At 45.5% G+C, this 22392-nt stretch carries 13 protein-coding genes; all 13 read right to left on the reverse strand.

The window, feature by feature from the left end; translation table 11 throughout:
• Nucleotides 1-32: 32 nt before the first annotated feature.
• The 13 genes from EL84_RS03050 to EL84_RS03110 all read right to left on the reverse strand — a co-directional run bounded on the left by EL84_RS03050 (nucleotide 33) and on the right by EL84_RS03110 (nucleotide 22261).
• The gene (locus EL84_RS03050) at nucleotides 33-968 is read right to left on the reverse strand and encodes a ComF family protein (RefSeq protein WP_235431480.1); all 936 of its coding nucleotides are present in this window, start codon (nucleotides 966-968) and stop codon (nucleotides 33-35) included.
• A gap of 33 nt (nucleotides 969-1001) precedes the next feature.
• The gene (locus tag EL84_RS03055; RefSeq protein ID WP_047840681.1) at nucleotides 1002-2885 is read right to left on the reverse strand and encodes a helicase-related protein; all 1884 of its coding nucleotides are present in this window, start codon (nucleotides 2883-2885) and stop codon (nucleotides 1002-1004) included.
• Nucleotides 2886-3340: 455 nt separating this feature from the next.
• A complete protein-coding gene (locus EL84_RS03060; protein ID WP_036612497.1) occupies nucleotides 3341-3718 on the reverse strand; it encodes a hypothetical protein in 378 nt (125 codons plus the stop codon).
• Nucleotides 3719-4075: 357 nt separating this feature from the next.
• Entirely contained in the window at nucleotides 4076-4798 is a 723-nt protein-coding gene (locus tag EL84_RS03065) for a response regulator transcription factor (protein ID WP_026081439.1), read from the reverse strand.
• 7 nt (nucleotides 4799-4805) lie between these two features.
• Nucleotides 4806-5966 carry a sensor histidine kinase gene (locus EL84_RS03070; RefSeq protein ID WP_036612500.1) on the reverse strand — a complete coding sequence of 387 codons (1161 nt, stop codon included), beginning with the start codon at nucleotides 5964-5966 and terminating at the stop codon, nucleotides 4806-4808.
• Between the two features lie 47 nt (nucleotides 5967-6013).
• Nucleotides 6014-8737, reverse strand: coding sequence for a stalk domain-containing protein (locus EL84_RS03075; RefSeq protein WP_047840682.1), 2724 nt, complete (start codon nucleotides 8735-8737; stop codon nucleotides 6014-6016).
• Between the two features lie 303 nt (nucleotides 8738-9040).
• Complete coding sequence (locus tag EL84_RS30680) at nucleotides 9041-12766, reverse strand: Ig-like domain-containing protein (RefSeq protein ID WP_053061365.1); 3726 nt, start codon at nucleotides 12764-12766, stop codon at nucleotides 9041-9043.
• A 216-nt stretch (nucleotides 12767-12982) separates the two neighbouring features.
• Nucleotides 12983-14185 carry a methionine adenosyltransferase gene (gene metK, locus EL84_RS03085; protein ID WP_047840683.1) on the reverse strand — a complete coding sequence of 401 codons (1203 nt, stop codon included), beginning with the start codon at nucleotides 14183-14185 and terminating at the stop codon, nucleotides 12983-12985.
• A 254-nt stretch (nucleotides 14186-14439) separates the two neighbouring features.
• On the reverse strand, nucleotides 14440-14712 hold the full coding sequence (locus EL84_RS03090) for an alpha/beta-type small acid-soluble spore protein (protein WP_017691962.1): 273 nt from the start codon (nucleotides 14710-14712) through the stop codon (nucleotides 14440-14442).
• A gap of 148 nt (nucleotides 14713-14860) precedes the next feature.
• Nucleotides 14861-15454 (reverse strand): hypothetical protein, encoded by a 594-nt coding sequence (locus tag EL84_RS03095; protein ID WP_047840684.1) that lies wholly within the window; start codon nucleotides 15452-15454, stop codon nucleotides 14861-14863.
• A 140-nt stretch (nucleotides 15455-15594) separates the two neighbouring features.
• Nucleotides 15595-18192: a hypothetical protein gene (locus tag EL84_RS03100; RefSeq protein ID WP_047840685.1), complete on the reverse strand. Its 2598-nt coding sequence runs from the start codon at nucleotides 18190-18192 to the stop codon at nucleotides 15595-15597.
• Nucleotides 18193-18343: 151 nt separating this feature from the next.
• Nucleotides 18344-21316, reverse strand: coding sequence for an S-layer homology domain-containing protein (locus EL84_RS03105; protein WP_161799402.1), 2973 nt, complete (start codon nucleotides 21314-21316; stop codon nucleotides 18344-18346).
• Between the two features lie 603 nt (nucleotides 21317-21919).
• A complete protein-coding gene (locus tag EL84_RS03110) occupies nucleotides 21920-22261 on the reverse strand; it encodes a hypothetical protein (RefSeq protein ID WP_047840687.1) in 342 nt (113 codons plus the stop codon).
• Nucleotides 22262-22392: the final 131 nt, after the last annotated feature.

A 22392-nucleotide genomic window follows, 5' to 3' on the forward strand; every position in this document is an offset into this window, starting at 1 on the left:
CTGGACCGTCATTTATTACTTGGATTTACTTTCTAGGATCTTGCCAGTGTCAGGGTGTAAATCTCGACCGGAATCGCCATGTGGAAGCCAGCATTTAGAATAACCCGCCCACAAGCGTCCAAGGTGCTGCCTGTTGTATAGATATCATCAATCAGCAGTAACTGTATGGGTTTGGCATGCGATATGCCCATATGTGTTGGCAGATGAGATCCCTTGTATAGCTCTTCAATTAACTTCGTGCCATCCGGGTTGATGGAAAAAGCGTTTTTCATCGTTTCAATACGCTCACCGCGTGATTTGAAGCTTTGTTTGGTGGTGTTGATCTGGCGCTGCAACAGATCAACGATGGGTAGGCGGCAAGCGGTGGCGAGTCCAGCAGCCAGCCGCTCCGCCTGATTGAAGCCACGCTCGGCCAGCCGCTCGCTGCTCACCGGGACATAGGTGACCGCGTCAGGCCGCCATTGTGGCTTCGTTTGTTGAGCATGTGTGGCGGAATGAGCCACGGGGGCTGGGGGTTCTTTTGCCAAAGCAGAATTTCGTTCATCTCTCATCGCTTGAAAGGCTTGAATCAACAGCGCGGTTAAGAGCGGCGCGTATCGTTCATGGCCCCGAAATTTGTACATGCCAATCCATTCTTTCATAAGAGCGTTGTACTGTACGGCGCTGCGGTTGAGGATAAAAGAACGGTTTTGCATGTGTGGACGAGCACAGTCCGGGCACCCAACACCCCGACCACAACGCAGGCAGCGGATAGAACGAATCCATGGAATCTGCTTCACACAACGTGGGCATATGCCCGGATAGATTGAAGACAGAATCGCTCGAGTGCCACATGTTAAACAAGTCGCTCCCGGCGGGGCGAGCAGGTGATGAAGACGTCCGGTCAGGTGCTGCGCATAATCGGTTATGTTGCTGAACCAGTTGAACATGGATGAGCAAACCTCCAGTCTTGGGAATGTATTGTGCAATGTGGATACGAACTTGTCAGATAACGATTATGTTTAGGATGGTGGGTGCAGGTAGCCTTTGCGACGAGCGATGATGTTCATTTTCCGAATTTGTGCAACGGCCTTCACCTGTGAACGTGTCCGACGAGATGATGCAAAAACCACTCTCCCCGCCGGGTCATCCATGGAACGCCCTGCTCTACCCGCCATCTGGACCAGTGAAGCTTCATCAAAGAGACCATTGTCTGCATCCAATATAAAAACATCGCTACGCGGAATGGTTACACCACGCTCCAGAATTGTGGTGGTTACGAGCAGACGAATGGTACGTTCACGAAAAGCAGTAACTTTGGTAGCGCGGTCAGGATCCTGAGATGAAGTTCCTTCGATATGGATTCCGGGAAAAGTACGACGCATTAGATTCACAAACGCCTCAATCTGGGCAATGCGTGTCACAAAGACAAATACCTGGGCGTCACGCTTCAATGAAATTTGGATGTTAGTCCTCAAGGCAGAAGGAAAATTTCGTTTCTTAATACATTCAGCAACGGTAACCATCTTGACCAATCTTGGCACGGGCAAAGGATGACGGTGGAAACGTACTGGAACTTTGGCATGATTGAGTTTCCCCCGTGCTGCTTCCCTCTGGAGCCGAGCAGGTGGTGTGGCAGATAGATAGACAAAATTCCCGTCCGGCTTACAGGAGGATGCTGCCGCGTGAGCGAGCATGGGATCGTTGTGATAGGGAAAAGCATCCAATTCGTCGATGATAACAAGATCAAACCCCTGATAAAAACGCATCAGTTGATGTGTGGTCGCAAGCGTGAGCTGAGCATCTTTCCAGCGTTCCTCACTGCCTCCGTAAAGGGTAGCGAGTGAGGTGTCCGGAAAAGCTTTGGCCAGACGCGGGGCTAGCTCCAGCACCACATCCCTGCGCGGCGTAGCGACCAGTGCTCGTCCACCGCGGTCCAATGTATGTTGGAGCAGGGGGAAAATCATCTCCGTCTTGCCGGCCCCGGTCACGGCCCACAGCAAGAACCGCCCCGGCCCATCCCCTGCGGGCGGCCGGGCCAAAAACGCAAGCGCCGCGGCTGCTGCCGCGCTCTGCGCTGCGCTAAGCCCCCACCGGGCGAGCCCGCCGCCGGTGGGGGCCAAGGCCGTGCCACGCGGTGCTTCGCCGCGTCGTGGCACTGCCCCTTGCGCTGCACTGCGTAGCAGCAGCGCACAAGCACGGCTGCGCCCCAGCGCGAGGCAAGCCTCGCAGTAGGCGCACGCCGCCAGGCCGCAGGCAGCGCAGGGCACGCGCTGCCTAGCTTCGCTGCCACAACGGTGGCAGCGGGGCGCGCTCCGCGCGCGTCCAAGCCACGCGTGCCGACGGCGCGTGGCAGGCCCTTCGAGGGCGGCTGTGATACTCAGCCGCCCGTGCAAGCGCGCGAGCTGCGCAGCCGCGCGCCACTCCCTTGGCGGCTGGGCGGTGTCCGCCAGCAACGCCTCCGCCTCGGCCGCCAGTAATTGGCGGCCGCTGATCCGCTCAGCCAGCAGGGCCGCGTCCCGCTCCAGCTGAGCCCACTGCCCGGCGGGATACGGCTCGGGCATCCCGCCTACCTGATTGCCACGCACAGCGGTACTTCCAGCTTTGCCCGCTATACCTTTTCTGGCCTCTGTTTCCCCCGAGGCCAATTCATACACATCCAGCTTCCGCGCAAGATAACTCTGCCATTCGCGCTGGCCCCACTGATCCATACCTCGCTCCATCTCATAATGTTCAACCAACCAGGATGCCTGACTTAACGGTAACGCCTTGTCTAACAGCAACCAGCGCAGCACATGTCGCCCACTTCCTCCCTCCAGCCACCAAGCCACATCCACTCGAATGTCGAGTGATAACATCATGCTCCACCCTTCCCCTACACGGCACATATACAAAGCAACCTTCATTTACTCTCCTCCCCCATCGCACATTCTCCGAACGCAAAAAAAGCACATGCCAACCCGGCTGTACGCCGGAGCATGTGCTTCATGTCCATATTCCATCTTCTTATGATCAATCTACTTATCACTATACCAATTGAATCTTTACATCACAAGGTTAGTCACACAGCATGATCCATCACACCAATTCTGCTAATAACCAGAATCTTTCTATAAAATTGCGAAACTTTTTCCAATCTGAATCGTCTATACTTTTAAATTAAGAGTTCTGACTTCGAAAAGTTTATTTTAATACTCATGAACTCGTCAAAACCCAGACAATAACCATAGATTGCATAAAAACCCATTTTTAATTTAAAAGCAGACTTGGCTACAATTACAAAAAAAGACTACAGCTTCTGCTGTAATCTTTTCACTGTAGATCTGCGAAATGTTAATCCCATTTCCGTTCACATGATGATTTATTGCTCTGACTCACGCAAATCAATCAGTCGAAACGTGTGATCGGTCTGTGCTACCCGTTCAATATCAGCAGGGACAGCAGGCAGATAGGATGTCTCCATGCCTTGCCTTTGCATAAGCTTTTCAATAATCGTAATCGTTTCCGCTTCTGTACGATCAGCGACAACTGTTAATCTGAAGCTCTTACCACGGTATAATAATTCCCGACAAAGTTCTCTTACAATGCCTTCGATCCGCCCTGCCTGATTGGAAGGGATGAGCAGGATCTGCTCGAAACCTTCAGATTCCGGACGGGAAAGATGGCGCTGGTGCATGGCATGAACGGCCATTGCCGCCAGGAAGTATATGAGCAGAATCATAGTCAGATGAGCAACCATGGCAACTGCACCTCCTCGGAAGGTCATGCTCACCCATGGCGAACATCCCTGTATACAACAAGTATATGCTGTACTTCCTGAAGGGTTACACTTACATTTCCTATCACTCATATTCCACGCTGATCGACACCGGACGAAGAAAGACAGGCCAGGTCATTCATTCACGCCTAAGCTTGAACATATGTTCCGCACAACCTTACACTTTGCTCATTTGCAGTGATAAAGTCCATTAACCCGCAGACCAATCCAACATTCTGGAAAGGGCGCGAGTGAACACCAATCTATACTTCGTCTAGGTTGAATCAACCAATGGACTGACTTAACGTAAGAATACTGCTTTACGAAAAATATAAGGTATTAGAGCGTAACCCAACCATATTTGATCGAATTGATAACAGCTTGCGTACGGTCGTCCACTTCCATCTTCTGCAGAATACTGCTGACATGGTTTTTTACTGTTTTTTCACTAATGAACAGGAATTCACCAATCATTTTATTGCTCTTACCTTCTGCCATCAAGCGAAGCACTTCAGCCTCACGACGTGTGAGCGGGTTATTGTCGCCAGCGACAAATTTAACACCTGCTTCCTTCGAAGCTCCTTCACTCATTGCCCCTGTTTCATTAAGGTACGTCATACGACGTAGTTGCATGATCAGTTTGCCTGTTACTTTCGGGTGTATGAACGCATGTCCTTCATGCACGGAACGAATCGCATTGATCAGAGACTCGGCCTCCATATCCTTCAGCAAGTATCCGTTAGCCCCTTTACGAAGCGTCTCAAATACATAACTTTCATCATCATGAATGGACAAGATAATCACTTTGACATCAGGGAACAGCTCACGCAATTTCTCCGTTGCTTCAACCCCGTTTTCGATTGGCATGTTGATATCCATCAATACGATATCAGGTTTATCCTGATTGCAGAATTCGAGCACTTGAATTCCATCGCCGCATTCGCCGATGACCTCAATGTCGTCCTCCATATTTAAAATGCGTTTCAGTCCCTCACGGAACAGCTGATGATCATCAGCCAAAAGAACTTTAATCGATGCTTTACCAGTATCACGGTTTTCCATCATCCTGCTACTCCTTTCCCTTATCCACGTTTGTCGGGATATGAATCACTATTTTGGTTCCTTGATTTTCTCCGGATTCAATCTCTATTCTTCCTTCTAACAGTTCAACCCGTTCTCTCATCCCAATCAGACCGAAGTGGGTATGATCCTTGCTTTTCTTGGCAAGAAGCTCCGGTTTGAACCCAAGCCCATTGTCCTGAACGACAATTTTGACGAGCTGAGCCTGGTATGTAATTTCCACTACAACATAAGTGGGATAAGCATGCTTTGCAGCATTCGACAGACCTTCCTGCACGAGGCGGTAGATTGCAGCCTCCATGGCTGAAGATAAACGATGTTCCTTACCTCTTGTTTCAAAAAGCGACCGGATTTTCGTTTTTACCTCAAAATCCTGCACGTACTTCCGAAGCGTTGGAATCAGTCCCAGATCATCCAGTGCCATAGGACGCAGATTGAAAATAACTTTTCTCATTTCTTCAAGACTGGAACGAACCTGGCCTTTCAAATCTACTATTTCGGCCTGGACCATCTTAAAATCCTGCTTAATGAGCATTCTTTCTACAATTTCCGTCCTAAGCACTAGATTGGCGAGCATCTGGGCAGGCCCGTCATGAATTTCACGAGCAATACGTTTCCGCTCTTCTTCCTGGGCCAAAATTATTTTCAAACCAATCATTTGTCGATTTTTGGCATTTTCAATGATCCGGGTCACTTGACCTAGTTCACCTGACAGGTATTCGAGTACAACACCCATCTGCGAACCGATGGTCTCGGCACGCTCCACAGAAGCTTCCACATTTTTGGCACGCTTCTGCAGATCATCCCGACGGGCCTTCAGATACATTTCCTTCTCACGATAAATCATCAGATCCAGCTGCAGCTGTGTTGCTTTCTCATATGCCTGCTTGATATCATGCTCGGAATAACGGACAAAGTCGCGGCTAACCTCAGTCAGCCGGATCCGGGAACGGCGGTAGTTCAGCTCCAACTGATCTACTTTCTCGATCGTTTCCGCCGTCTCCTTCAACACCGACTTCAACTCCTCGTTGAGCGTTTTCAGCTCATCGCGAGTCGAGTCCATGATTTCGAACATTTGATATTTGCTGTTTTCCATGACTTGTATGGCGTTTTTAATGACGCGGTCTATGGCATCGGCTTGTAAATCCACGTTTGTTCGACTCCATTTCTATCGTTTCCGGTATATATCATACCATATCACGATGAGATGGTAACGGTCTTCGTTTTCTGTTCCCATTTTACAGTGAGACCAAGTTGCTCGGAAACGAGTCTGAGCGGGACTAAAGTCCTACCACCCGTTACGTATGGTGCAACAGTTGCGCTCTGTCTTTTACCATTCAGAATGAATTCTTTCTGCCCTACAACCAGATCAATCAGCTTGCCACCACGTAATACCGTGATCCGCTGATTTTTGCTATCCCAGCTTGCCTGACCACCAAAAGCGTCCAAAACATGTTTGATTGGCACATACGTTGTACCATTTTTCAGGACCGGTGCTGCATCAATGGCTTTTTTCGTTCCATTCACCGTCATCGACTTCTGTCCAAGCACAAGTGAGGCAGTCCCCGTAGGCAATCCGACTTCACTGGACTTGGAAGGCATCGTGAATGCGATGTTGTCAAAAGCAACCGTACCTGATTTCGCACGCTCATCCTGACCTTCCTCCACGTTCACCACATAGACCCGCTTCAGCTTCGCCGGATAGGCGATGTTCAGTCCATTCAGGTCCACGCTCAGCTTCTTCCACCCGTTCCAGTCAATCGCCTTGGCGAGATCGGCATATACCGTTTTGCCATTGGCATCCGTGAATTCGGCACGTAACCAGTTCAGGCTTTTATCTCCCATAACATCCATTGACATCGATGTAGCTGCAGCAGATACCTCTCTACCGGTAGAGCCATTCAGTTGTGCATAAGCGTACATTTTGCCTGTTCCAGCAGTCATATCATAACCGAGTTGCAGTACATTGGAGCCGGCTTTTTCACCAGTTCCTGCTGTAACGGTTGCTGTACCAGTTACACCCGCTGCGTTTGTCGTGAAGTTGATCGGATAATTCACATTCTCGAAGTTCTCCCAGATCGTTTCGCTCGCAGAAGCCGAGAGTACTACGACTGTGCTGTAACCATCATAACGTCCAATCGCATATCCTACTTGTGCACCAGAATTGACAGAAGATACGGTTAATTGGTCAGCAGTGACTTTACCTTTGAACCCGATAAATTCCCATGTCAGCGAGTCTGCAGGAACCGTAACACTTTGTCCGCTCTTCGTTGTTGCCGTTATCGGAATGGACATCGTTGTGCCTGCTTTAAGCGAACCGAGACCTGATCCTGCTGTCAGTGAAGCCAATTCACTTCCACCCAATACCGATACTTTAATAGAAGATGAAGCTCCATTGCTCGTTGCCGTCAGCGTTGCTGTGCCTGGCTTCACGCCTTTGATCGTGCCGTTACTGACACTCACGATGCCGTTGTTGCTGGACTTCCAGGACATGCTGATATCGCCTGTTGCGATCGGGTTGTAGTAGGTGTCATATCCTTTGGCTGTGTACTTGCCCTCTTGCCCCACCAGCAACGTTTGGCTGCCACTCACGGCAAAGCCCTTCAGTTTACCTACAGGAGCCGTAGAGAACACACCCAGCGTGTTTACAACCTGACGTTGCTCGGTGCCATACTCTGTGTTGAACGTCAGACCGGCGGTTTGCTCACCCAACGGACGGGTTACCATTGTTGTGGAGCCTCCTCCGTCCAGGTTCATGCCTTTCCAGACACCTACACTGGTCATAAAGGATTGTAGTTCCGTCAGCGACATCCCACTGCTGTTACTGTTTTTCTCCGCTGCAATGATATAGACATACCGACCATCCTGAGAGTATCCTACTGCCGTTCTTGCACGAATGCCACCGATGCCGGAAGATGCGATATCACGGGAAAAGGAAGCTGCCTTGCCACCGTTTACCAAAATGGTGTGACCGCCAATCATCATCTCCAGGTTACTAGGATCAACCGATTGCCCGGTTGTTTTGGCTTTTAGCTTGTAATCCGCATCCAAGGTTTGCCCAACGGATAGATGGCTCATGATCCATGTCGCCGCTGTTCCATGCGCACGCAAAATGTACCCATCCTTCGGCACCGTCATGTTTAGCGCTTTTTTATCCGAGATTTGGGTGATTACTCCGTTCTGCACGAGAACCTCTGTTGGGGTTGTCGAAGGATCATTTGGTCGTTTGCTCGATGTCCATGCCGGTGTATAAATATACATCGAGTTGGCATGACTATACTTCACCGCACCCGACTCTACTGTATAATCCTCTTTATTTATCCCACGTAAAGCAAAGGTTGAACCATCCTGTGCCTTCACTGTTCCGTCAAAAGAATACTCATCGATCATCGGTTTGCCATCCTTGGTCACCGTGAGGGCATACATGCCTGACAGTTCGGAAGGTGTGGAGACCAGAACGCCATCGGAGACCTGTCCACCAATTGGCGAGAGTTCCCCGGATACATTGAAGTAATCGCCATTTACAGCAGCTACTGCACCGTTTTCCTTGGCCATGGCACCTGTGCTCTGTTTACTGTTCAGATTACCGCCCTTGCCTGTCATTACATCCAGCTTCACATACGGGTTCTGCAGATCCACCTGGACTACATCCGCCAGTACGTTGACCGTGGAACCGGAACGTGTTGTTGTATATCTGTATTTCATGAGCTTCGCACCCGAAGTCAGAATTTCTTCACTCAACTTGCTTGTATTTGTAGATGCTGCTGCGGCCACCGATTTCCACGAAGTGCCTGACCACATCTGCCCGCCTGCGCTCATCACCGGTGCAATCCAGATTACACCCGCCAGCGTCACAATTGCCCATTTCTTCACCTTACTGCCCTTAACGTCTTCCAGCTGTTTCTCATGTTTCCCCAGCATGTCTGAAACGTCTCTCCCATCTTGTATATCAATCTTAGACATCACGAACACTGCCAAGTAGGCAGCAGATAGCGAGATCTCTAGTATACTCTTCTATTAATAGACTGCTTTTTGTGGAAAAAGTTACGTTTGTCCCCTATATTAGCATGCATTCATTATGAAAATAGCACACTTTCATATCTCGGATGTAATATTCCTTTCATTCATATATAGGTCTATATAAAAAGAAACACATCAGCGTGAGTAGTTCGGCTGATGTGCTTTTTAGATACCTAACAATGATTATGTCTTTAAGATTATCGGTTAAAGATAACCAATTCTATTTAGCATACGTTTTAGCATGACTGCCGCTTGTGCTTTTGTTGCATGTGCCAGCGGCTTAAATTCAGTATCCGACACACCATTAATAATTTCTGTCTGTACTGCTTTGGCAACAATGTCCTTGGATTTAATAGATTTCTTATCCTTGAATTTAGATAAGGTATCCTCAACTGAAAGTTGAAGGGGTGCTGATTGCCCAGCATAATTCATTGCTCTCATCAACATAATGGCCATTTGTTCCCGGGTGATGAATCTATTGGGTTGGAATTTATTATCGCCAACACCCTCAATAATTTTCGCCTCCACTGCAGCGCCTATATATGCATAAGTTGAACTGTTTGCATTCAAATCTCGGAACTGTTGTGCAGCTGCACGATTGCCTTTTAGCCCTAATCCTTTGGCAATCAACTCAGCAAACTCTGCTCTAGTGATTTTCATATCTGGCTTAAATGCAGTAAGGTTATCAGCACTTATGATCCACTTGGAGGCCAACTCTGTAATAGCATCTCGTGCCCATGGTTTTGCATTCGGGAAGCTTACCAAATGAGTCACGGGGGCTACGATCTGATTACCGTTTAATTTACCTCTAGCAACCATTCCAGATGTTGTAGTTCTGAAAGTTGTTGGTACATAGGATAACGTCTGTGTGTTCGAATCCACAGCAGTGAATCCGGATAAGACTGTTGACGTGTTACCAGGAAGTTGCATCCAAAACTGACTTTTGATATTCTGTTCTACAGTTTGCCCGGTATTTCCGTTATAGAGCTCAATATGAACTTCTGTCACGTTAGCCAGTCGCTGAGCGTTTGAACTTGTTAACATATACTCTAACGTTCCTAGGGAGAATATAGGAAGAGCCTCTAACTGCACATATAATATGGCAGTACCAGGGGCTGTTGTTATCCCTGCACTTTGTCCCATAGCCACAACTTCCAGTTGTGACAAGGGCACAAGCCAGACACTATCACTATATTTAATGCCAAATGAACCCGTGCGGTAAGTTGCAGCTATCCGAGAGAGCGTATGGAACGGGATTCCCACAGATGCTGTTGCTTCACTCTCTGGAACTTCGAACATGACGGGTTGGTTTAGTTTCCCGCTAGAATACGCATATTCAAATGCTTGGGCAAGCTTGGTCTCATCAATGGTAAACTGCCGTGTTGGACGATTGTTCCGTGAAGTTATAGTTTCGACAGCAGCTGTATCACTTTTCATAATGTACATTGATTGTCCAAAACCGGATTCAGCTGCACCTACTTCACTAATCCATGAGGGACGGCCCTCCAATGGAGCAGTGGGTGTGGGTGTAACTGTATCTACCTCTTTTATTTGCAATGTCAGTGGACCAAAAGCATCTACTTCAGTATTAAGAGCATCCCGAAGCGAAACTGCACCCGGTGTATAACTAACGATTCCTGTTTGTCCTGCAGATGCAGAAGTGGGCAACTTTAAAGTAACAACTGAGCCGGATGCCGATGCGGAGCTAACAGCTACGTTATTGCTACCAATCTGTACTCTGAACTGAGCTGGACTTAATGCAGACTCTGCCTTTAAAGCATTACGGAAGTTAATGAGTATCGTGTCTCCTTGTAACACACCAGACAGGATCGTTCCATTTCCATATGTGTACGTCACGGGGGTTAAATTCAAGTATCCCGCCGGGTTTCCGTTTAGGTCCGTTAGACGGCTCGTTCCAGGAACGTAAGATAGCGTCACAGTCTGTGTACTTGTAACTGGCGAGGCCAATGTCAGTGTAACGACATCATCTTCAATTTCCGAATCATTAACAAACACAGCTTTCCCGTCTACCAGCACCGAATACTGACTTTTCAAAGGTTTATTTGATCTACTTAGCGGTTCGTTGTAGCGAATCCATAGTTTATTGCCGCTGACCTCCGCGCTTTGGAACTCAGGGTTCTTCGTGTCAATACTATTACGAACGTAAAATTCGTTAAATCCGGCAAGCGCTTGACCGCGACTATCCTTTACAGCCCATTCACCCGGCTGATAGGATACACGGACGACTTCACCATTCGTAATCGAACGACTAAGGTTCAGGGTGATAAGTGAACTGTTATTGGTAGAAATGCTACTTACACCCACAGAAGTCCCATCCGCAGTCACGCTGAATTGTTTATATGCTTCACTAGAGTTAATATATACGGTCTCAGGATAATAGAGATTGAGCGTACTGTTATAGACGCTGCCTTCTCTAGGCTTGGACATGATTGATTCCAAACTATTTTCCACATCTCTGGCTCCGAAGGCAGCTGCCGAATTCATAGATAAATCCTGAATTTTGCGCGTTGATGTTCCAGGGGAGTATCCAATGCGAACCACTTGTCCTACTGCTACACCTGTATCTAGAACTACGTAAACACTATCTCCAGACACATAAGACGTAGATACACTACGTGACTCCCCATTAACAGTAACGGAGAAACTGGATGGCAGAGGATCAAGACTTGAGAGCAATTTATCATAGGTCAGACGAATGATGGTATTACTGTACATTTTGGAGGTTTTGAGCACAGGAGCAGTTCGATCTAACGTTAGTGTACGGAATGTCCACGATGTGGCTCCGTTAAGTCCTGTATACAGATTACCTGATTTGTCTCGCAACACTCCTCCTGGAATATCCACGGTATAGCTTGTATTGCTAGTTAGACTACTCGATGGGATAATTCGCAGCTGTCGATGATTCGAGCTATTGACAGACGTAGATGTTGTTATTACTGCTCCGTTCGCATTTCTTAGCGTTACTGATCCGGGATAGCGAGGATCAAGCTCTTTGTTATATGTAACTATCAGCTCTCCTGTCAGCGCGACTCCACTCGCTCCGTTAGATGGTGATAGAGAAGATACCACTAAGGAAGTTGGGTCCGATTGAAAAACTGTAAATTGCCACCCGTTAATTCCTGTTCCAGCGACATCATTCCCTGCCTTGTCTCTTAAAGCTCCTTGATCTATGTCAACTGAGTATGTAGCATTATTGGAAAAACTTTTCACGGGATCAATTGTAAGCGTATTGCCGCTAATCACGACACGAGACTGCGGTAGAGCCATGTCATACTGCTCAAACTCAACGCCGCCTTCGTAAATTACGATTTCTCCCACACCAGCCTCAATTGGATTGCTAAAAGTTACTTGTAAATTTGAATCACGAGTAACAGAAACTGCACCGTTAATTGGGAATAAAGAATTTATAGTCGTAGCCCCTAGTCCCAAGGTATAGAATGACCAAGCTTCTTCATTTAAGCCATCAAAAGGCTCATTATCTCCGTATTCAAAGGATTTCGTTCCAATTCGAATGGCGTAGTGCCCACCTTTTAATGCTTCGTTCAACTGAAAATTAATGATTTTTCCTACACCCGGGATATCAGCGGAATCGGCTAAAACATTTACTGCAGAATTCACAGGAACTTCTGCAACCAGCTTGTTCTCCGGTAATCTGTATATGGATATGTTCTCTAGCGTACCTGTAACTTTTCTTACTGGCTTCTTGAAGACAAGACTAAATGGTAATGTACTATCAACGTTTCGAGCACCTAATGCTGGCATAGATGACTCAATCCCCAAACCCGTTAAATCATCATCTGCATATGCAGTACTCTCTTTCAACCCCAAACCACTATACCAACCTTGCGTAGTCAATAATACAATTAACAATCCGATGATCCCCTTGCGGATCATTCCTTTTATACTCACCTTTCGTTCCTCCTCATCCAGATTCAACTGTTTATTCCATGTATAGACCTCTTTATGTATTTCGGCAAAAAGGAAATATTTGATTAGCGAATAGTTATTATATGTAAATATAATTTCCTTTTTTGTAATGAAGAGATATCCATAATACTAATGCAAAAAAAGAAGCCCAAGATTCCTTATAGGAATCTTGGGCTTCTACACGTGTTGAACAGAAGCTTACAGACCTGCTTGAGTTTTCAAAAGGTCTACTTTGTCCACTTGTTCCCAAGGTACATCCAGATCTGTACGGCCGAAGTGACCGTAAGCAGCCGTTTGTTTGTAGATTGGGCGACGCAGATCCAGCATACGAATAATGCCAGCCGGACGAAGATCAAAGTTGTTACGCACGAGCTCAACCAATTTCTCTTCGCTGACTTTGCCAGTTCCGTATGTATCCACGTTGATCGATACCGGGTTGGCTACACCAATTGCGTATGCGAGCTGGATTTCCACTTTGTCTGCAAGTCCTGCAGCTACAAGGTTTTTCGCTACGTAACGGGCCGCATATGCTGCAGAGCGGTCTACTTTAGTTGGATCTTTACCAGAGAACGCACCACCACCATGACGTGCATAACCGCCGTAGGTATCTACGATGATTTTACGTCCAGTAAGGCCTGCATCTCCCTGAGGTCCGCCAATAACGAAGCGCCCTGTTGGGTTGATAAAATATTTAGTCTGCTCATCCAGCAATCCAGCTGGAACGACAGGCAAGATTACATGTTCTTTGATATCTTTTTGGATCTGCTCCAGCGTAGTCTCTTCAGCGTGCTGAGTAGACACAACGATTGTATCCACACGTACCGGTTTGTCACCGTCGTATTCAATCGTTACTTGCGTTTTACCATCCGGACGAAGATATTCCAATGTACCGTTCTTACGCACTTCCGCCAGACGGCGTGCGATACGGTGGGACAATGCGATTGGCAAAGGCATGAGTTCAGGTGTTTCGTTCGTCGCAAAACCGAACATCAAACCTTGGTCACCTGCACCAATGTTTTCTGTTTCACGAGCGACTTGTTCCGGGTCACGGTTCTCAAGCGCTGCGTTCACGCCTTGGGCAATATCAGCGGACTGCTCATTCAGAGAAGTCAGAACTGCACAAGTGTTATAATCAAAACCGAACTTGGCACGTGTGTAGCCAATATCCTTAATTGTATTACGAACGATGGACGGAATGTCCACGTATTCAGAAGCTGAACTGATTTCACCGATGACAAGCACTAAGCCTGTGGCTACGGAAACTTCGCAAGCTACGCGAGCATTGGGGTCGTTTGCAAGAAATGCATCCAATACGGCGTCTGAGATCTGATCGCAGATTTTATCCGGATGTCCTTCGGTTACAGACTCCGATGTAAATAGATGTCGGCCTTTAATAGACATGAAGTTTCAACCTCCCATAACTAGTAGTATGGCGATTGCCCGAACAAAACATGACAGCGATTCGTTCACTGTACCCTCGAAGCTTTCCAAAATGGATTAAGGACGCAGGTCCGCAGTACCGAAGATAAGGATTTTTCAGGTAATTGCCTCAAACGAAAATCAACCTTTCCCTAGTGGAAAAGGTTGCATACCTCAAGTGCCATCTTAACGTATTTGTCAAGACGTGTCAAACGAAATGGGGTAAGGAAAATGCCCTATAAGTGCTGTTCTGCCTGGCGAATTAGCCTTTTGGTGATCTCTCCACCAACCGATCCATTCTCGCGGGAAGTCAGATGTCCCCACCCTTTGTATTGCCCATAGGAGTGATCACTTACTTCACCCAGTTCAGATCCAAATTCTGTATCCGCACCAGCCAAACCTCTGCCACCATAACCTACATTGAGACCAAACTCTGCAGCAATCTCATACTTCATCTGATCCAGCATTTGACGACTTTCGGGTACCACTTTGCGATTGCTTCTAGCCATGATTCCTGCACCTCCATTAATTGATTGTCAACAGTAATAGAGTGAGCAGGAACAAGGCTGGCTAGCCGTATTAATGTTTGTTAGAATTGGGTAATCTGAGCAAATGAAATGTATGACTAATGAATAATTCCTTTAACAGCTACAAATCCTATTTTAGAGTATATCCACCACGAACCATTACAGTTAAGCTGTATTTGTTTCCTTCCAATACCGTGATCCCCCGTCCATCCCTTGGAAAAGAGAGCAGGTGATTGGTCGGCGCCGCCTGTCCATTCGTCAGGTCAATCCCGTCCGTCAGATCAGCTACACCATTCGTACCCTCACTGACGATCACAGCTTTGCCGCTACGTACAATGAACTCCGCGCCAGACTTGCCGATCAGCTGTTGACCCGGCTTCACCGTTACGATCTCAACGGCTTCAGAAGCGCCCGAGACCAGTGGAGGAAGGGATGTGTCTCCACCTGTGCTACCGGAGTTACCGGTTCCTGTAGAGCCAGTGTTGTTACCATTTCCTGCATTGCTGTCTGTTCCCTTATTGGTACTTCCTCCTCCAGTCGGGATCTTACCGCCCAAAGCCTGTTGGATCTGCTGATCTACATAACTCTTTGTTACAACCGGATCATCTGCTGTTCCTGGCTGGCTTGTACCTGCACCGATGGCTGTATTACTGTATACCGACCCAACCCAGACGCCAACACCAATGGCGAGCGCAGCGAGAGATACTTTCATATAAGGTTTCATGTGAATCATTTTCCTCCTCTGGTAATCTATTAACTTTAACTATAGAGAAAAAATAGACATGCGACAAGCAAAACCTCGTTTCCATTGGGGAAGAAACGAGGTCTTGTGGACAAATCTAACGATTATTCGAATATCTGCATTTATCTCAAATCGACAGGTTCTTCCTTCGGAAGCTTGGTCAAATCATATCCGTAGCTCTGTTCTGCAAGACGAAGACGTTGTCCCTGGAACTGATCATCTACGCTTAAGCGATACGAACCACCACGCAACTTCTCGTAGAAGCTATCTTCTACGCTCCAGCTCAGTGTCTGGTTGGTTCCCACTTTCAGATCGGTTCCCAAAGTCAGCTCTTTCTCATATGATTTACCTGCTTGGTCCGTCATTGTAAGGATTAACTTGTGCTCGTTCTCACCCATCTCAATCTCTTCATTACGGGATAAGCTGTAATTCATCTCGATCTGTACAGACGAACTCCCTGCCAGATATGCTCTCACACTGTTGGCAGTCCAAGAGTAAGGATAAAGATCAACATTGGTCAACGAGCCTTGAACACTAATGGAGGTTGGCGGCACTTCAAATGCCAGAGCATTCACATAAGCAGTCGCTTCACCTTCACCCGTTACAAACTTGCTGTCTGCAATACCTTCACCCACAATCAGGCGCAGGTCTGAGAAGGTAACGGACTTCGGAATCTTAGCCCAGAACGTAACAATCGACTTTTGACCTGGTCCAGGCAGACGCTCTGCTTGCTTCGCTGTTGCTCTGTAATACTGGCCATCCGATGTTTTGAAGTAACCTACCAGTTTACCGAGACCACTTTGACGTAGTGATTTGTTCGTCATCTCGAATTCGGTATATACGATGTCCGATGACGTTCCCGGATAACGAATCGTTCTCCGCACACCCATTTCGGTCTCTTTATCAGCAGTACCCGATGTGTATGTCTTGCCGCTTCCAACATAAGATACAGGCGGAATTAATCCAGACGTATTTAACGTAATCCACTCATTCGTCTCTTCTTCACTAACTTTCTCGTTTAGACTAAGTTCGAGACGAGATATACGTATTTCAGAAGGAATCTTGGTCAAAAGGTAAGCCTCGGTTGTCATGCCGGCTCCAAGTAGCTTGCCACTTTGTGTGTAGATTAACTTCTTGTCTCCTTCAATCTCAGCAGAATCAATCATAAACATTGCTTCAAGTTCAGGAAGTTGAACTGTTTTGTTACCTGCATTACGAATGGTCACTTTTGCGGCGATAATATCACTATCAAGCCACGGCAACCGCTGTAACGATCCAAAAGACACACCAAATGTACCTTTGTTATTCTTAATGACCGTTTCGGTTGTCAATCCATCTCCACTGGATACCGATTCAGGAATCCCATAGACACCTACAGGATAGGAGAAGACAAATCCATTTGTAGGAGAAGACGTTGTGGATTCTGTGCTTTCATTTTTGTCTACCGGACTCATCACATACAACTTGATTTTGCTCGTATCTCCATCACCCTGAAGGGTTGCACTGAGCTTAATGGTCTTGATATCACCCGGGTTCAACTTCAATGTATCCAATGCTTTAGTTTCAATCGGATAGACTGTTCCGTCTGTATTTCGTACCTCGAAGGTATATGTCGGCACCTTAATGGCTTTCTTACCTTCATTCTTGAGCTTCATTTGAAGATTAAGGCTATACTCACCATCATCGATTCGGACTTTAGCGGATTCAAGCAATGTGGATAGTCGTTGTCCTTCAACTGAAATAATGTTTGGTTGATTGGCAGCAACCTCTACATTCGTTTTGCTAGCCTCTGGCAATTGCAATGCAGCAACAGGCAGAACACTCTTCTCTTCACCCTGTTCTTCTACCAGCAACAACTCAGACTTTTGAAGCTTCACTGACGTAGGAAGAGATGCCATCAAACTGAGGGCCTTATTAGCTTGAGCCTGGATGCTGACACTCGTGCTGTCTTTATCCGGAGTTAACGGATAGTTGGTTCCACTTGGTGTACGCAAGATCCATTTGATATTCGGATTTTCAAGCAATTTATAACTAATATTGTTTAAATTCACGCCAATTTTCACATACTGTTTCTTATCCTCACCTGGAAACACTTTAATACCTGATACTTTCACCTTCACGGCAGAATCGCTTAGACGAACCGTCTTTGGTTTGCCTACAGGTGTGGTAATACTATAGGATGCGGGCACGTTAAACTTACCCAGCGTACGTTCATAGTTAGCTTGACTGAAATCCCATTTCACGATGAGGAAGTTCAGATCACTGAGTTTCACCTCGCGACCCACTTTCATGACATAGGTCAACTCAACTGTTGATCCAGGGGCGACCGTTTTCTTTTCCTGATCCTTCGCAATCAGTTTAGGTGCGAACGATGTTCCACCCTTGGTTTTCACCTTGCTCCAGTAATCGAGCATCATCATTGGGGTGCTGTCATTGTTCTTATAAGACAACGTATACGTAACCACATTGCCATCGTCCTGCGCCAAGATATTTACATCTGTTAATCTTACGGAACTTCGTGCAGTCACTTTAACAGCCGATAGGTTACCGAGTGTATGTACAACCTGTTTCGTGGTTGATGTCGTTTTCTTCGATGTGCTGCTATTTGAACTGGTGGCAGACGTTTTATTGGTTGTGCTCGCCGCCATAGCAATGCCAGCCGTTGAACTAATCAACATCGCACTCGCGAGCAAGCTCACAAACATTTTCTTTTGATCCACTTCCAAACCTCCCATAAGTTGCTTGTTGCTCTTATAGTATAAACGTTTGGAAAGGTGAGAAAGTTACGATGTTGTTGTGATTTATCGAATAAACCACAATAAAAAAAGACCCTTAGATTTCTCTAAGGGTCTTCTCTAAAAAACTTATAAATTAGTACTGTCTTTGTACGGAAACGTTGGAAGCATCAGCAGCGTTACCGGATTTGTCAGTTACAAATTTGTTAGTTGCATTTGTAGAATTGAGGTACAGTTCTACATAAGAACCAGTCAACTGTGTAGTACCAGCAGCTTCAAATGTAACTACTACTTCATTACTGTTAGTACCAGCAGCAACTGCAGTAACGGTAGCTTCAGATCCGCCAAGGCGAGCCAAGAAGCCAGTAGTGTTGTTAGCAACATTCAAAGCTTCGTTGAATGTCAATGTAGCTGTGTATTGTTTCTTACCATTGGTTTGGACTGTACCTTCAACTACGTTGAAGTTACTGTTTGCTGCCAACTTAGGCGCGATACCATCTGTCAAACCTTCGTTAACAGTACCAACTTTAATACCATTAGGGCTTACAGATTGGATGTTTTCAACAGAACGAATTGTTACAAAGTTAGCTGTGGAAGCTGTTGCATCCAAAGATTGACCTGTAGTGATTTCGAAGTGAGCCAAAGTGTTACCATCTTTAGTCTCAACACTGTTCAATTTCAAACCGTAAGTTGCGCTAGTCGCACTGATAGCGAAGTCACTTGCACTTACAGAGGACAAGTATCCATTGAATTGAACTTCAATTTTTTTGTCAGATACAGCTTTAGCTGACTCAACACCAATTTTTCTGGAGTCTTTAGCTACAACAGGCGTAGAAACTACGTTTCCAGCGATGTAGTTATCTTTAGTATCTGCTACATTAGCGATACGCAGATTCAGAGTATCAGTTGTAGCCAAGTATCCATTTTCTTTGGCAGGCAAGGAAATGCGCACTTGTTGTGCATTTACTTGAGTTACCTCAGTATTGTTAGGAAGTGGCAACAAAGGACCATTGCCGATTTGATAGTTATATTTGTTTGGATCAATCGCACTACCGTTACCACTTACAGCCATTTCTTTGCTGAATGTAACGTAGATATCCAGATCTTTCAAAGATCCATTACCAGTGTTTTCTTGAACGAACCAAGCATCGTTAACTTTTGGTTTAGCAACGTCACTTACATCTACAGTAGTAGTGTACGGCAACATTGTGTTTGCAATCGCAGCGATATCACGGATACCAGCGATTTCCAAAGTATATTTACCTTGTGGCAACTCACCGATTGTAGTGATTTGAACACGCTTGTTACCAGTACCATCTACGAATTTAGGAGCATTAACTGGGTGACCAGCAGCTGTGAAGCCTCTAGTTGTAACCAGTTCGCCTTTTTCATTCTTCAAAGTGAAGTTAGCGTTTGCTGTTTTCGCAACATCAGTAGCTTCAACAGCTTTGCTGAATTCAATAGTGAATACGTGGTTGTTGTTGTAAACTTCAGCAGTTACAGAAGCAACTTCTGGACGAGTAGTGTCAATCACTGGAGTCACTTTAGAAGTACGTGTAGCAGAGTTGTTGCTATAGTCTGTTACGCCTTCCAAAGTAATTGTGTTTTCACCCAAGCTAAGCTTGTTGTCGTTTTCGAAGTCAACAGTTACTTTGTTATCTTCAACAGTAACAGTTCCTGTTTTACCAGAAGACGTGTGGTAAGCTTTGCTCACGGATTTAACAGACTCGTTAAATTCGATTTCTACTTTGTTCAGGTTTGTAGCTTTAGCACTAACTACTTCTGGAGCTGTAGTGTCTTCAACTACTTCGAACTCAACTTCTTTTTGTAGAAGTTTGTAACCTGCATAGTCTTCAACACCATTTACTGTCAATGTGTGTTTACCAACGCTCAGGTCAGTTGTGATAACTGCAACACTTGGATAAGTGAAGTTAACATATCCAGAAATTGCTTTACCGTCGATGCGGAAGTTAGAAGTTGTGTTTACAGAAGAAGCTTTAACCGGCTCAGAGAATACAACTTTGAAAGCTTTAGTTCCGAGGCCTTTTACTTCTGAAACTTCTGGCAAAGTAGTGTCAACTGGAGTCACTGTTACTGTCTCTTTGAACACTTTTGATTTGTCAGAGTTTTTAACATTGCTTACATTCAACTTGTAAGCTTTTTGGGAAGTGAATGTTTGCTCTGCTGGCAGCAACAAAGTTACTGTTTTCTTGTCAGAAGACAATGTAGCAGATTTGAATTTGAATCCGTCTACTGTGTAGTTAGACTCAAGCTCAGCGCTATCAGCATCAACATCACCATCAAATGTTACAACAACTTGTTTAAGGTTGTTAGCAGTTGCACTAACAACTTTTTGAGCTGCAGTTACAACATAAGTAACTTTTTCAGTGAAAGTTTTATCTTTGTAAGTAAATTTCACTTCAGTTTCTTTGTTAGCTTCAAGAGCTTTATCCAAAGTTACTTTTACAGTTTCGCCGTCGCTGATTTTGAACTCAACTACTTTACCAGCTTCAGATACTGTGTAAGATTCAACTTTAATGCTTTGAGCTTGATCGATGGAGTAAGCTGCACCTACCAACAATTCACGGGAAGCATTACCAGAGAAGTTAGCGTTAGCGTCGATCAGACCTGCGTTGATCGCTGCTTGAACATAACCTTTAGCCCATGCTGCTGCATTGTTGTTAGTTTCAGTTGGGATTTCAAGATCAAGTGCACGAGTCAAGATTGTAGCCATTTCAGCTACTGTCACTTTACCGTTGAAGTCAAAGATTTTTTTCTCTACGTTTTTACCTTCCATGATACCTGCAGCAGTTACTGCTTCGATGTAAGGTACAGCCCAGTTTTTAGCTGTGTAGTTTTTGTCAGTGTAAGAAAGAGTTCCAGTGATCTCTTTCAAACCAAGCAATTTAGTGATAACTTTTGCGAACTCAGCGCGAGTCATCTCTTTGTCCAGACCAGCTGTGCCATCTGGGTAACCATTGAAGATACCTTTTGCTTTCAATGCATCAAACTGTTGTTGTGGTGTTACTGCTGTGTCACCGAATGCTACAGATGCAAACATTGAGAATGCCATTGCTGTAGACAGTGCTACGGATAAAATTTTCTTCATAACCTTTTTGTCTCCTCCTTGGGCGTTCATAACATTGGAATTTTCTTTAATAGGGTCGCTCGTATTCCTCATTCTATTGTCGCACCCCCTTTCCAGAGTTATGAGCAAGTTAATATAAATGATGTCTGTGAGCATATCACAGAAACTTGTAAACAAAAATAAATGATAGAATCATACGTAAATAGAGTAGTTTCCTAATCCTACCTTACGTATTATACAATGGGTCTCTCGTGCCGTAAAGCAATTTTTTCTAATAAATAGACAAGATTCTTCACGAGGTCATTCTTGGTAAGTTGCCCAATGTTTTCGACTCTACATCTTAAACGCAGCAGATTTCAAAAAGTTGCGGATTCATCAAAAAAAGTTTTGAATTTATTTATGTATTGATGCAGTGCGGGTCTTTATTAGGTTTGAAACCTTTATCACAGCTGTACTTATCACGATATTTTCTAAGAACATCTTGCTTAAGAAATGATTTAGTCGTTTATGTATACCCGTTATTTTCCACGATGAAGCGACAAATTCTACAAAATTAAAAATAAAAGAAGAGGTGCCCCTCGGGGCACCTCTTCTTTTAACACTACAATTGCTATAAGCTAACGATTAACGAATTTTCATTGCCAATTCAATAATCTGAGCACGCATATTCGGATCACTATTCAATCTCAGATACATATCGTCAATTGGTTGTCTGTTCTCCCGGTATGTCTTCTCATGCTTCATCGTGGTGTGAGACCATTCAATCAATTCATTCTCGGCCAGAACCAGACTGTTATACGCATCATGGAAGCCAGTGGACTGTACAAGTCCTTCCATTACTTCCTGAGAGATCTCCTCTTTCTTACGTGTATCTTCCAACTTTTTCTCCAGAATGACTGCCTGCTTCTCGAACTGTGTCTTTGCCTTCATGTAACCCAATTGGGCTCTCGAATAAATCGGTTTCATTAGCTAACTTCACCCTCTAGATCATTGTGTATTTACCGTTATTGTATCTTAATCTCTAACAAATTACAAAAATAGTTATTGGTAAAAAACAGATCTCTTCTATTATAAAAGAGTTCTATATCAGTTGCTTC

The sequence above is a fragment of the Paenibacillus sp. VT-400 genome (assembly GCF_001029205.1).
GTDB lineage: Bacteria > Bacillota > Bacilli > Paenibacillales > Paenibacillaceae > Paenibacillus > Paenibacillus amylolyticus.